At 72.9% G+C, this 11133-nt stretch carries 13 protein-coding genes and 6 tRNA genes; 11 read left to right on the forward strand and 8 right to left on the reverse strand.

What is annotated here, in order from left to right:
- Nucleotides 1-3: 3 nt before the first annotated feature.
- The 4 genes from AB0L45_RS21220 to AB0L45_RS21235 all read right to left on the reverse strand — a co-directional run bounded on the left by AB0L45_RS21220 (nucleotide 4) and on the right by AB0L45_RS21235 (nucleotide 375).
- Nucleotides 4-75, reverse strand: a tRNA-Val gene (locus AB0L45_RS21220).
- Between the two features lie 46 nt (nucleotides 76-121).
- Nucleotides 122-193: transfer RNA gene (locus tag AB0L45_RS21225), tRNA-Val, on the reverse strand.
- Nucleotide 194: 1 nt separating this feature from the next.
- Nucleotides 195-268 (reverse strand) — tRNA-Cys (locus tag AB0L45_RS21230).
- A gap of 34 nt (nucleotides 269-302) precedes the next feature.
- Nucleotides 303-375, reverse strand: a tRNA-Gly gene (locus AB0L45_RS21235).
- A 175-nt stretch (nucleotides 376-550) separates the two neighbouring features.
- Here AB0L45_RS21235 and AB0L45_RS21240 point away from each other — a divergent pair.
- From AB0L45_RS21240 to AB0L45_RS21250, 3 genes are read left to right on the forward strand one after another with little or no spacing between them, the layout of a single operon-like run.
- A complete protein-coding gene (locus tag AB0L45_RS21240; protein WP_365842080.1) occupies nucleotides 551-1621 on the forward strand; it encodes a chorismate-binding protein in 1071 nt (356 codons plus the stop codon).
- Entirely contained in the window at nucleotides 1618-2445 is an 828-nt protein-coding gene (locus tag AB0L45_RS21245) for an aminodeoxychorismate lyase (RefSeq protein ID WP_365842082.1), read from the forward strand. Before AB0L45_RS21240 ends, AB0L45_RS21245 begins: the two co-directional genes overlap by 4 nt.
- Before the next feature lie 32 nt (nucleotides 2446-2477).
- The gene (locus AB0L45_RS21250; RefSeq protein WP_365842084.1) at nucleotides 2478-3308 is read left to right on the forward strand and encodes a GNAT family N-acetyltransferase; all 831 of its coding nucleotides are present in this window, start codon (nucleotides 2478-2480) and stop codon (nucleotides 3306-3308) included.
- Nucleotides 3309-3336: 28 nt separating this feature from the next.
- Here the strand turns inward: AB0L45_RS21250 and AB0L45_RS21255 are convergent, their stop codons facing one another.
- Entirely contained in the window at nucleotides 3337-3861 is a 525-nt protein-coding gene (locus AB0L45_RS21255; RefSeq protein WP_365842086.1) for a DsbA family protein, read from the reverse strand.
- 271 nt (nucleotides 3862-4132) lie between these two features.
- Here AB0L45_RS21255 and AB0L45_RS21260 point away from each other — a divergent pair, with 271 nt between their 5' ends.
- Together AB0L45_RS21260 and AB0L45_RS21265 are read left to right on the forward strand one after the other, a co-directional pair.
- On the forward strand, nucleotides 4133-4615 hold the full coding sequence (locus AB0L45_RS21260) for a hypothetical protein (protein ID WP_365842088.1): 483 nt from the start codon (nucleotides 4133-4135) through the stop codon (nucleotides 4613-4615).
- A gap of 250 nt (nucleotides 4616-4865) precedes the next feature.
- Entirely contained in the window at nucleotides 4866-5039 is a 174-nt protein-coding gene (locus AB0L45_RS21265; protein WP_365842090.1) for a hypothetical protein, read from the forward strand.
- Between the two features lie 21 nt (nucleotides 5040-5060).
- On the opposite strand, the gene AB0L45_RS21270 is transcribed toward AB0L45_RS21265, so the two are convergent.
- Entirely contained in the window at nucleotides 5061-5627 is a 567-nt protein-coding gene (locus AB0L45_RS21270; RefSeq protein ID WP_365842092.1) for a CGNR zinc finger domain-containing protein, read from the reverse strand.
- A gap of 239 nt (nucleotides 5628-5866) precedes the next feature.
- On the reverse strand, nucleotides 5867-6280 hold the full coding sequence (locus tag AB0L45_RS21275) for an SsgA family sporulation/cell division regulator (RefSeq protein WP_003987206.1): 414 nt from the start codon (nucleotides 6278-6280) through the stop codon (nucleotides 5867-5869).
- A gap of 190 nt (nucleotides 6281-6470) precedes the next feature.
- Here AB0L45_RS21275 and AB0L45_RS21280 point away from each other — a divergent pair, with 190 nt between their 5' ends.
- The 4 genes from AB0L45_RS21280 to AB0L45_RS21295 all read left to right on the forward strand — a co-directional run bounded on the left by AB0L45_RS21280 (nucleotide 6471) and on the right by AB0L45_RS21295 (nucleotide 7850).
- A complete protein-coding gene (locus AB0L45_RS21280; protein WP_365842094.1) occupies nucleotides 6471-6938 on the forward strand; it encodes a TIGR02611 family protein in 468 nt (155 codons plus the stop codon).
- Between the two features lie 74 nt (nucleotides 6939-7012).
- Nucleotides 7013-7084 (forward strand) — tRNA-Val (locus AB0L45_RS21285).
- A gap of 86 nt (nucleotides 7085-7170) precedes the next feature.
- Complete coding sequence (locus tag AB0L45_RS21290) at nucleotides 7171-7632, forward strand: SRPBCC family protein (protein WP_365842096.1); 462 nt, start codon at nucleotides 7171-7173, stop codon at nucleotides 7630-7632.
- A 146-nt stretch (nucleotides 7633-7778) separates the two neighbouring features.
- A tRNA-Val gene (locus tag AB0L45_RS21295) sits at nucleotides 7779-7850 on the forward strand.
- A gap of 102 nt (nucleotides 7851-7952) precedes the next feature.
- On the opposite strand, the gene AB0L45_RS21300 is transcribed toward AB0L45_RS21295, so the two are convergent.
- The gene (locus tag AB0L45_RS21300; protein WP_365842098.1) at nucleotides 7953-8678 is read right to left on the reverse strand and encodes a 3'-5' exonuclease; all 726 of its coding nucleotides are present in this window, start codon (nucleotides 8676-8678) and stop codon (nucleotides 7953-7955) included.
- A 187-nt stretch (nucleotides 8679-8865) separates the two neighbouring features.
- Here AB0L45_RS21300 and AB0L45_RS21305 point away from each other — a divergent pair, with 187 nt between their 5' ends.
- Both AB0L45_RS21305 and AB0L45_RS21310 read left to right on the forward strand, forming a co-directional pair.
- On the forward strand, nucleotides 8866-9432 hold the full coding sequence (locus tag AB0L45_RS21305) for a DUF4365 domain-containing protein (protein ID WP_365842100.1): 567 nt from the start codon (nucleotides 8866-8868) through the stop codon (nucleotides 9430-9432).
- The gene (locus AB0L45_RS21310; RefSeq protein ID WP_365842102.1) at nucleotides 9432-10622 is read left to right on the forward strand and encodes a hypothetical protein; all 1191 of its coding nucleotides are present in this window, start codon (nucleotides 9432-9434) and stop codon (nucleotides 10620-10622) included. The genes AB0L45_RS21305 and AB0L45_RS21310 overlap by 1 nt, the downstream gene beginning before the upstream one ends.
- The last annotated feature ends 511 nt before the right edge of the window (nucleotides 10623-11133 follow it).

An 11133-nucleotide genomic window follows, 5' to 3' on the forward strand; every position in this document is an offset into this window, starting at 1 on the left:
GCGTGCGCGATACTGGGATTGAACCAGTGACCTCTTCCGTGTCAGGGAAGCGCTCTCCCGCTGAGCTAATCGCGCGGGTTCCGCCCTGCCCGAAGGCCGGGGGTCGGTCCTTGCGGACCAGTGGACGATACTGGGATTGAACCAGTGACCTCTTCCGTGTCAGGGAAGCGCTCTCCCGCTGAGCTAATCGTCCTTGGAGGTGGAGACGGGATTTGAACCCGTGTAGACGGCTTTGCAGGCCGTTGCCTCGCCTCTCGGCCACTCCACCAGGAGTGCGGGGGTCGGGAAGATCCCCCACTTCGAGCGGACGACGAGACTCGAACTCGCGACATCCACCTTGGCAAGGTGGTGCTCTACCAACTGAGCTACGTCCGCAGGTGCCTTTCCGGACCAGGTCCGGGGAGGAACCGTCTCCGTTTCGCTTCCGCGTCCCGGCGACGTGTTGAACTCTAGCGGATTCCTGGGCCAGTACAAAAACGCGTTTGTGCAGCGTGCTGCGCTGCTCGCCCGATCGGGGCGGCCGCCGGGCCCCAGCCATAGACTCGATGGCGTGAACGACCTCCCCCCGCTGGCCCGTTTCGGCGGCCGTACAGCCACTGACCTGCGCGATGTCACCCGTGATCCGGAGGCCCTGGACTCGGCGGGCTGGTGGGCCGTCGTCGCCGATTACGAGGGCGGTCTGCTCTGCGCGCGCTTCGGAGACGTACGGGAGACCGGGGCGGCGGCCGCGCCGGACCCCGCCCGCTGGCGGGGCCCGGCCCCCGGGGACTGGCGCAGTTCCCTGGACCGCGCCGCCTACATCGAGGGCGTACGGCGCATACGCGCGTACATCGCCGCGGGCGAGGTCTATCAGGTGAACCTCTGCCGGATTCTCAGCGCGCCGCTGCCGGACCCCGCCCGCGCCGACGTCGACGCGCTGTCCGCCGTCCTGGCCCGCGGCAACCCCGCCCCGTACGCGGGCACGGTCCGCCTGCCCGCGCACGGCACCGAGGTCGCCACCGCCTCCCCGGAGCTGTTCCTGCGCCGCTCGGGGCGCACCGTCGAGTCCGGCCCGATCAAGGGCACCGGCCGGGTGCCCGAGGACCTGCGGGACAAGGACCGGGCGGAGAACGTGATGATCGTGGACCTGGTCCGCAACGACCTCGGCCAGGTCTGCCGCACCGGCTCCGTCACCGTCCCGGCACTCTGCGCCGTCGAGGCCCACCCCGGCCTGGTCCACCTCGTCTCCACGGTCCGCGGCGAGCTGGCCGACGAGCACGAGAAGACCGGCTGGGCGGACCTCTTCGGCGCCACCTTCCCGGCCGGCTCCATCACCGGGGCCCCGAAGCTCGCCTCGCAGCGCATCATCGAGGAACTGGAGACCGCGCCCCGCGGCCCCTACTGCGGCGGCATCGGCTGGGTGGACGCCGACCGCGGCACCGGCGAGCTGGCGGTCGGCATCCGTACGTTCTGGATCGACCGCACGGCCCCCGAGGGACCGATGCTGCGCTTCGGCGCCGGAGCCGGCATCACCTGGGGCTCCGACCCCGAGGGGGAGTGGGACGAGACCGAGCTGAAGGCCCGCAGACTGCTCGCGGTAGCGTCGGGCCTGCACGAGCCGAGCGGAGGGACACGACCATGAAGATCTGGCTCGACGGAGAGCTGCGCGACGCCGAGGGCGCCCGCGTCTCGGTCCTCGACCACGGCCTGACCGTCGGCGACGGCATCTTCGAGACCCTGCGGACCGTCGACGGGCGGGCCTTCGCCCTCACCCGCCACCTGGACCGGCTCCGCTCCTCCGCGCGCGGCCTGGGCCTGCCCGACCCCGACCTCGACGAGGTCCGGCGCGCGTGTACGGCCGTCCTGGAGGCCAACCCGGTCGCCCTCGGCCGGCTGCGGATCACCTACACCGGCGGCCTCTCGCCGCTCGGCTCGGACCGCGGCGAGGCGGCCCCCACCCTGGTCGTCGCGCTCGGCGAGGCACCGCGCCGCCCCGACACCACCGCGGTCGTCACCGTCCCCTGGACCCGTAACGAGCGCGGCGCGCTGGCAGGCCTGAAGAGCACGTCGTACGGGGAGAACGTGGTCGCGCTGGCCCGTGCCCGCGCGGCGGGCGCCTCCGAGGCGCTGTTCGGCAACACCGTCGGCCAGCTCTGCGAGGGCACCGGCTCCAACGTCTTCGTCGCCCTGGACGGCGTCCTGCACACCCCGCCCCTGTCCTCCGGCTGCCTGGCGGGCATCACCCGCGCCCTGACCGTCGAGTGGACCGGCGCCAAGGAGACCGACCTGCCGCTGGACGTCCTGGAACACGCCGACGAGATCTTCCTGACCTCCACGCTGCGCGACGTGCAGGCCGTCACCCGGATCGACGGACGCCAACTGGGTGACGCGCCCGGACCGTTGACCGCCGAGGCCATGCGGGTCTTCGCGGAGCGCGCCGCCGCCGACTTCGACCCCCGCTGCTGACGTACGCCCGCGAAACCGGGTAGAAAGCCAGCGTGACCACTACGCTGCGCCCCGCCGGACCCGAAGAACGACGCGACGACGGCGGCCGGGCCCGTACGTACGAAGTCTGCGTCAACAGCCGTCCGGTGGGCCGGATAAGTCTGGTGACCGACCCCCGGCAGGGCCTGTCCACCGGGCACATCGCGGACCTGCGCATCGACGAGCGCGACCGGCACCGCGGCCGGGGCACCGTCGCGGCCCTCGCCGCCGAGGAGGTACTGCGCGGCTGGGGCTGCCGGCGGATCATGGTGGACGTGCCGGCCGCCGCGCGGCCCGCGCTCCAGCTGGCCGCCGCCCTCGGCTACACGGAGCACAGCCGCCGGATGCTCAAGGAGCTGACCTCGCCGCCCGGGCTCCCCGCGGGCAGCGCCGACCGGCCGCTCGGCGCGGCGGAGTACCCGGCCTGGCTGTCCGCAGCGCACACTCACTTCGTCGAGGCGCAGGTGGCCAACGGGATGCCGCGCGAGCGCGCGGAACGCAAGTCGGCGCAGGACCACGCGGCGCTGCTCCCGGACGGGCCGGCCACCGCGCACCAGTCGCTGCGGGTGCTGACCCATCAGGGCGCCGACGTCGGCACGGTCTGGACCACGACGTACCACCCGGACCGGCCCGGCGGCTACGTCGTGGACGTCCGCGTGGCGCCCGAGCACCGCGGGCGCGGCCACGGCCGCACGCTCATGCTGATCGCCGAACGGGAGACCCTCGCGGCGGGCCGCACCGTCCTGGGGCTCAACGTCTTCGTGGACAATCCGCGGGCCCGCGGCCTCTACGAGACCCTGGGCTACCGGCCGACCGAGTACTCCCTGCACAAACTGCTGCTCTGAGAGCCGGCCGCCCGGCGGGCGGGGCGTGTCAGGCCTGCTCCGCCAGCAGCCGGCCGACGGTCTCCGCGATGCGTTCGCGCAGGCCGTCCTGGCTCTTGCTGCCGTCCAGCAGCTCCCCGCCGATCAAGTACGTGGGCGTGCCGGTCACTCCGATCGCCTTGCCCTCCGCCTGGTCGGCGTCGACGGCGAGCAGGTGCCGGCCGTCGATGAGGGCGGTGTCCATCTCCTCGGCGTCCAGGCCAAGTTCACCGGCGACCGCGAGCAGCAGCTGCTCGCCCCGGGCGCCCAGCTCCTCCGTACGGGCCAGGACGGCTTCCGCGTACGGCCAGCCCTTGCCCTGCTCCACGGCCTCCTCGGCGGCCTGGGCCGCGGCGTAGGCGTGCTGGTGCTTGGCCAGCGGGAAGTGGCGCAGCCGGATGTCCAGCCGGTCCCCGAAGCGCTCGCGCAGGGCCCGCAGGTCGTCCAGGGCGGCGGTGCAGTCCGGGCACTGCAGCTCGCACCACACGTCGAGGACGACGGGGCGGGCGGAACCGGAGGTGGTGGCGTCGTTCATACGCCCAGTCTCCCAGCCCGCCGCGCCCCGGCCGAACCGGGATCCGCGCCGGCCCGGGGCCGGGGCCGCGCCCCCGGACCGGCACCTGCGGAGGAGCCGGACCCTTAGATGTCCCTGAGCCTGCCCCGGATCGTGGCACCGGGCGCCCGGGAAGAGGCAGGATGGAGGCAGAACGGGGCAAGAGGGCGTCGCGAACCGCTCCACGCGACCGGGCCGACGGCTGCCCGCAGCGCGCGCCGCCCCGGAGCAGACGATCGGCAGGAGGACCGGGATGCTGAGCTCGACCATCTGTACCGTGGCGTCGGTGGCGGGCCTGGGCATCGCCGCGCTGACCGCCTACCGCAAGCGCTTCCTGGCCGCCACCCGCATCGCGGCGGTCTCGCTGGTCCCCGTGGGCCTGGCGATGACCGGCGTGATCGACTGGCTCACCGGCGTGGTCTTCAAGCCCGTCGTCTGGGCGGGCTTCGGGGTGCTGGCCCTCTCCGTCGTCCTGTTCATGATCGCGAGGGTGGCCGAGCGGCACAGCCTCAAGGCCGGCGGCAGCCGCAAGGAGCGGCGCGCCGCGGCCCGGCAGCAGGGGCCGGCGGCGGTGGCGCCGAAGGCCTCCGCGCCGTCGCTCGGCGCGGGCACCCGGGCCGGGCAGCCCGCGGGCCGGCCCCAGGCCCAGGACGGGGCCAAGAACCGGAGCAAGGGCGGCGCGCCGGAGGAGGACTTCTCCGACATCGAGGCCATCCTGAAGAAGCACGGCATCTGACGGAAGCCGGGTCTTCGGGGGCAGCCGGTCATTCCTGGCGCCCTCGGCATCCGGGAGGGCCCGGCATCCGGGTCTGCGTGGGGCGGCCCGCCGAATAGGCCGACGCGGTACGGCGGAGCCCCGCGGCCCGCACGGGTGACCTCTCGGACACCGTAGCGATCACGCAAGTGCACGGGATCTGATGAACTCCCGTCGCTGAAGGGTGATCCGGGACTTTCCGCGTGATCACTTACGCCATCATCGGCGCGAGATGAACGACGAGTGCGCCCTTCCCCGGGAACCCGCCGTCACAGCGGCGGACCCCCCGGCCCCCGAACCGTGTGGCTGCCTTTTCGCGTTGTCGCAGCCGCCGCTGATGCTCTTCCTCACCGTCATCGCCGTCCTCCTGCTCATCGGCGCCCTGCACGACCTCCTCCTGCTGTGAGGCCGGCGCCGGACCCTGCCGTCAGCGGGTGGCTTCGCGGCGGCGTGCCCGGTACGCGGCGACGTGCAGCCGGTTGCCGCACGTACGGCTGTCGCAGTAGCGGCGCGAGCGGTTGCGGGAGAGGTCCACGAAGGCGAACCGGCAGTCCGGCGCCTCGCAGTGCCGCAGCCGCTCGCGCTCCCCGGCGACCACCAGGAACGCCAGCGCCATGCCGCCGTCCGCCGCCAGGTGCTCGGCGACCGAGGCGCCCGGCGCGAAGTAGTGCACGTGCCAGTCGTAGCCGTCGTGGTCGGTCAGCCGCGGCGTCGTGCCGGCCGCCGCGACCAGGTCGTTGAGCCGCTCGGCGGCCGTACGGTCGTCCGGCGCCGAGAAGACCTCGGCGAACCGTGCCCGTACGGCCCGTACGGAGGCCAGGTCACGGTCGCCGAGCGTGCCCACGTCGCTGATCGCGTTGCGCGTGACGAACGCCTGGAGCGCCGCGAGGTCGGTCAGGCTGTCGGTGGCGCCGGGGGCGTCGCCCTCCGGAGCGGTGTTCAACAGGTCGACGACCGCGTCGAGCGCGCACCGGGTGTCGTGGGTGATCATCACGGTTTCGCTCCCTGGCCGGGTGGGGGCGGACGGCGCCGCTCCCCGGTGTCCTTGCCGAATGGTCGCCGACTCTAGCGCGTCCAACAAGCCTCGGCGCCGTCTCCGCGATGGGTCCGCGGTGACGGCGCCGGCTCGTGCCGTATGAATTTGTCGGGCCTGTTCCGTCGCCCCGAGTCGGACGGTGCAGGTGTGAGCGGTTCGGTGCGGTGGATGGCTGCGATGGGCTGCTGCGCCGCCTTTCAGTTCTCCGCGAGGATGTGGGAGAGCTCCGTGTCGAGATCGAAATGCCGGTGTTCCGTACCGGGTGGAACCGCCGCGTCGGTCCTCTTGAGGAACGACTCCAGGGCCCGCGCCGGGGCCTCCAGAAGGGCCTCGCCCTCCGGGGAACTCAGGGCGATGCAGACAACACCCTGTCCGTGGCTCCGGGACGGCCATACGCGGACGTCGCCGGTGCCCGTGGGCCGGTGCAGGCCCTCGGCGAGGAGGTCGCGGGCGAAGACCCACTCGACGGTTTCCTCGGCTCCGGTGTGGAAGGTCGCGTGCACGGCATAAGGATCGGCCGTGTCATACCGCAGGCCCGCGGGTACAGGCAGTGACGACTCGCTCGACACAACGAGGCGCAGGTGCAGCTCGCAGCTGACCGTGGTGTTCATAAGCGCCAGGGCCTTTCGCTCAGTGTGCGCTCGGGGATTCGCACGTCGGCGAAATCGACATGCCACCTACGGTGCCGTTGTAAACCCCTCTGAGGGTTTTGGGTGACTTCCGGTACCTCTTACGGCGGAGTTGCCCATCCTCCTCGGCGGCCATTCCGGTGACCGTCTTCCGTCGGGTAGGTTGGGCCGTATGAATACGGAGAGTAACGGGGGAGCCGGGATCACCGAGGCGGCGACGGCCCCGGCTGCGCACGAGAGCGCCGCGGGAGAAACTGCGAAGGTGGAACAGCGACTCGGTTCCCGGGCGCCGCACTTCATCAAGCGCTCCCGGCCCCTGCATCTGAGCTGGCAGGTCGGCATCTTCATCGTCGGCCTCGCGGTGGTCGTCGGCGGCATCATCATGCTGCCCCTGCCCGGACCGGGCTGGCTGGTGATCTTCGCGGGCATGGCGATCTGGGCGACCGAGTTCGTCTGGGCGCAGCTGGTGCTGCGCTGGACCAAGCGCAAGGTCACCGAGGCCACGCAGAAGGCCCTGGATCCCAAGGTGCGGCGCCGCAACATCATTCTGACCAGCATCGGAGCCGTGATCATTGTGGCCGGGCTGGCCGTCTACCTGTGGAAGTTCGGCTTCGTGATGCCATGGCACGCCGGTGAGTGACCGGCGCCCCGCGGCCTCGGCCGACGGGTGGTCGTGAAACCCCTCCGACGTGCGGTAATGTTCTCTCTGCGCCCGGGCGATTAGCTCAGCGGGAGAGCGCTTCGTTCACACCGAAGAGGTCACTGGTTCGAACCCAGTATCGCCCACACCGTACGACGGCCCGGAGGTCCCAGACCTCCGGGCCGTCGCCGTTTCCCCGTACCGGGCGCCGCCGGGGCGGCAGACTGGGGCCATGTCCGACTGGCAGCACGTCCTGCACCGGTACCGCTTCCGCAGCGAATGGCGGCTGGCCGCGCCGCCCCCGGCGGTCTTCGCCGCCCTGGAGGACGCAGAAATGTATCCGCAGTGGTGGCCCCAGGTCCGCCGGGTGACCCGCGTCGACGACCGCAGCGGCACCGCCAGCTTCCGGTCCCTGCTCCCGTACGTCCTCACCGTCACCGCCACCGAGACGCGCCGCGACCCGGGCACCGGCGTCCTGGAGATAGCGATGCGCGGCGACCTGGAGGGCTTCGCGCGCTGGACGGTGGGCGCGGCCGGCCGCGGGACGCGCGCCGTCTTCGAGCAGGAGGTCGAGGTGCGCAAGCCGGCACTGCGCCGGCTCGCGCTGCCGGGGCGGCCGTTCTTCGTCGCCAACCACACGCTGATGATGCGGGCCGGGCGCCGGGGGCTGGCCTCCCGGCTCGGCCGCGAGTGATCCGCCGCCGGGCCCGGCCCGGCCGCCGAGGGGTGCGTCCGGAGGCGGGAACGGGAATGCGCGGACCGGGAATTTGATGGAAAGGCGCGACGGCCTGTATTGTTCAGGTCGTTCGCGGGGGAAACCCCGGGAACGGGAAAAGACCCGGGCGATTAGCTCAGTGGGAGAGCGCTTCGTTCACACCGAAGAGGTCACTGGTTCGAACCCAGTATCGCCCACCGGGACCGAGGGCCGGGCTGCCAACAGGCAGCCCGGCCCTCGGCATTGGCACGTCCATGCCGCGGCCGGCCCCCGCCCGCCTCCGTCGTACGCCGGCCCGCTCAGGCAGCGGCCGGCAGGTCCGGGCGCAACGGCCAGTGCGGATCCACCGCCTCCTCCGTGCCGTTGCGCGCGAACCACGCCTCCAGACCACGCGCCTGCGCCGCGTGCCACACCGCCTGCCGGGTGTGCAGCTGCGCCGGGCTCAGCGACTCCAGCCGCTCGGCGTACCGCCGGCCCAGCGCCCGTACGACCTGGAGCGCGGCCAGGGCGTCCGCGGCGGCCTCGTGGGCGCCGGTCAGCTCGACGCCGTACTCCGCGCACAGGTCCGTGAGCGTACGGCGGCCCTTGCGGTAGCGGTCCAGGTGCTTGTCCAGCACCCGCGGATCCAGCACGGACAGCGGGTGGGCGCCCAGGTAGCGGTCGAGCGAGGCGGCGCGGTGCCGCCGCAGTTCGCGGTCGAGCAGCGTCAGGTCGAACGGCGCGTTCATCACGATCAACGGGCGCCCCGCGAGTGACTGGTCGGTCAGCGCGCGGGCCATCTCCTCCATGACCGGCGACGGCCAGCGGCCGTACAGCGCCAGGTGTTCGGCCGTCAGGCCGTGCACGGCGGTGGCGGCTTCGGGGATCGGCACCCCCGGGTTGACCAGCCACCGGGTGACGCGGGGCACGCTGCGCGGAGTTTCCTGGACGACCAGGGCGGCGGACACGATGCGATCTCGCTCCACGTCGATCCCGGTCGTCTCGGTGTCGAAGGAAGCCAGCGGACCGTCGTACCAGCACGGCATGTTCACAACTCCTCGCGCTCGTGCGGCGGGTGAGCCGAAGCGGCCACCCGACCAGGTGATACCCGAGGGTTCCGGTTGTCGAACCGTCCTGGTTTGTTGACCACTTGGGGCGGACAAGAACATCACAACGGGCCGTCGCCACGGGGGCGGCCCCTTCGAACGACCCGGCCCGGAAGGCACTTGAGCGATGACGCTCGCGCAGCCCGACCCGGGGGGACCGGTGCCCGCGCACACGGCTTCGCCGCGCGGCGCGCTCGCCACCACGGCCTGCATGGAGACACTCCAGGTGGGCTATCTGCACGCGGTGGCCGCCGCGTCGGGCTGCTCGCTGGCCCAGCCCTTCCCGGACAACGGCATCGACTGGCACGTCAGCCACGGCGCGCCCGGCCATGCCGTCGACGACGAAGTGACCATCAAGGTGCAGTTGAAGTGCACGTACCAGGTCGGCCCCCGGCCGCCGGGTGCCGACTTCGGCTTCACCCTGGACAACGCGCACCTGGTCAAGCTCGCGCGGACACCCGTGGCGGTGCACAAGATCCTGGTCGTGATGCTGGTGCCGCGGACCCAGGAGGACTGGCTGCGGGCGGACCAGGACCGGCTCGAACTGCGGCACAGCTGCTACTGGACCAATCTGGCCGGCCACAAGGTGACCGGCCGGCGCAGGACCAACGTGCGGATCCCGACCACGCGGATCTTCGACGACCGCGCGCTCTGCGAGATCATGACGCGGGTCGGGGCGGGAGGGAGACCCTGATGCACCGGCCGACCGACGATTACGCATTCCGGCTTCCGGACCCGGCACAGCTGGACCCGGCGGTGCTGGGCGCCCTGCTGGCGCGGCACGGCTGGCGGCGGCGGGGAGGCGCCGCCGGCCACTACGCCCGCTGGACGCCGCCCGGCGGTGCCGCCGGGGGCACCAGCCTGCTCGTGCCGCAGACCCGGACGTTCCCGGACAGCACCGACCTCATCGCGGAGGCGCTGGCCGCCCTCGCGCACAGCGCCGCGCCGTCCGCGCGCGAGGTCCTGGCGGCGCTGGCGGTGCCCAGCGACGAGGTGCGCTGGGAGCGCGAGGTGCCGGACGAGGGGGTGGGCGGTACGCCGTGGGTGGCACAGGAGCAGCTGCGGACCGCCGCGCGCTCGATGCTGATGGCCGGGGCGCTCGGCACGTACGGGCGGGCCGGTTTCTACGGCGCCCGGCACAAGCGCAAGGCCGAGGCGTTCATGGCGGACGTGCTGGTCGGGCCCGCGCCGGCCGGGCGGCGGCTGACCGCGTACGTGCCGGTGGCGGCGGGCCGGGCGGCCGTCGCCGGGCTCCAGCGAGCGCTGCACGCTACGCGTGACGCCACGGACTACCAGCGGGCGACCGGCGGCATGGAGGCGTTCGACGCCGCCGTGGAGCTGGGCGTCTGCCACGAGCTGGCGGAGGCGCTGATCTCGCTGGTGCGGGATGCGGAGGGGGTGCGGATCTCGGTGGAGTGGTCGCCGGGTGCGGGGCCGCCGCCCGGGTTCGCGGCCCGGCCCGAACCGGTGGAGTTCTCGCCCGGCGACCTGCCCGCGCTCCAGGCGGCCGCCCAGCGCTACGTCCGCGACGAGCCGTCGTTGCCGGTACGGGTGACCGGCGCGGTGGTACGGCTGCGGCGCGAGCGGCCTGGGGGGCCTGGCGCGGTGCGGCTGCGGGTGCTGTCCGGGGCCGACGTGCTCCAGGTGCGGGTCGCGCTGGACGAGGAGGACTACCGGATCGCGGGGCATGCGCATTTGGTGGGGTTGCCGATTCGGGTCAGCGGGCGACTGGAGAGCCGGGGCGGCTTTCGCCGCATCACGGGGGCTTCGGATGTCACGCCCGTTCAGGTGGACGAGGCGGAGCGGGATCGGTTGCTCAAGTCGCTCCAGGAGAACCTGGACTTTTTTGAGGAGGCGTGTGGGGGGCCGTTGCCGGGGGAGTGAGGGGGTGTGCGGTTCTCGGTCTCGCGCTGCGCGCGAGGGTTTGCGCTGTCGCGCGGCTCGCAGAGGTTGGTGCCGGGGGCGGGGGCGCGCAGGGGGCCAACTCTCCCCCAGCCTTCGGCCGGGGGTGCCCCCACGGCACCGTGTACGTCACCCGGGACGTGAGGTGAACCCGGGCTCCCGGCTGACCTGCGGGGATGGCCCCCTACGCACCCCCTCCGGCCGGTTCGGCGAGGCCGGGACAGCTGGGGGGAGGGTGTCGATCACCCTGGTGTGCCCCCACCACATGGTGAGGCTCACGCCGGGGCAGGGGCGCACTCTGCGTCACGTGAGCGTCATAAGGCGGCCCGGGTGCCTGCCCGCCCTCTCGCGCTGCGCGCGAGGGTTGCGCTGTCGCGCGGCTCGCAGAGGTTGGTGCCGGGGGCGGGGGCGCGCAGGGGGCCAACTCCTCGGCACCGTGTACGTCGCCCGGGGCGTGAGGTGAACCCGGGCTCCCGGCTGACCTGCGGGGATG

Origin of the sequence: Streptomyces sp. NPDC052496, from assembly GCF_040679095.1 — a bacterium.
In the GTDB taxonomy this organism is placed as follows: Bacteria; Actinomycetota; Actinomycetes; order Streptomycetales; family Streptomycetaceae; genus Streptomyces.

Bases quoted from the DNA above. Each gene is read 5' to 3' on its own strand.
- AB0L45_RS21290 (WP_365842096.1), top strand. From the start codon at position 7,171: ATGTCCGACTGGCAGCACGTCCTGCACCGGTACCGCTTCCGCAGCGAA.
- AB0L45_RS21275 (WP_003987206.1), bottom strand. From the start codon at position 6,280: ATGAACACCACGGTCAGCTGCGAGCTGCACCTGCGCCTCGTTGTGTCG.
- AB0L45_RS21280 (WP_365842094.1), top strand. From the start codon at position 6,471: ATGAATACGGAGAGTAACGGGGGAGCCGGGATCACCGAGGCGGCGACG.
- AB0L45_RS21260 (WP_365842088.1), top strand. From the start codon at position 4,133: ATGCTGAGCTCGACCATCTGTACCGTGGCGTCGGTGGCGGGCCTGGGC.
- AB0L45_RS21265 (WP_365842090.1), top strand. From the start codon at position 4,866: ATGAACGACGAGTGCGCCCTTCCCCGGGAACCCGCCGTCACAGCGGCG.
- AB0L45_RS21245 (WP_365842082.1), top strand. From the start codon at position 1,618: ATGAAGATCTGGCTCGACGGAGAGCTGCGCGACGCCGAGGGCGCCCGC.
- AB0L45_RS21310 (WP_365842102.1), top strand. From the start codon at position 9,432: ATGCACCGGCCGACCGACGATTACGCATTCCGGCTTCCGGACCCGGCA.
- AB0L45_RS21255 (WP_365842086.1), bottom strand. From the start codon at position 3,861: ATGAACGACGCCACCACCTCCGGTTCCGCCCGCCCCGTCGTCCTCGAC.
- AB0L45_RS21305 (WP_365842100.1), top strand. From the start codon at position 8,866: ATGACGCTCGCGCAGCCCGACCCGGGGGGACCGGTGCCCGCGCACACG.
- AB0L45_RS21300 (WP_365842098.1), bottom strand. From the start codon at position 8,678: ATGCCGTGCTGGTACGACGGTCCGCTGGCTTCCTTCGACACCGAGACG.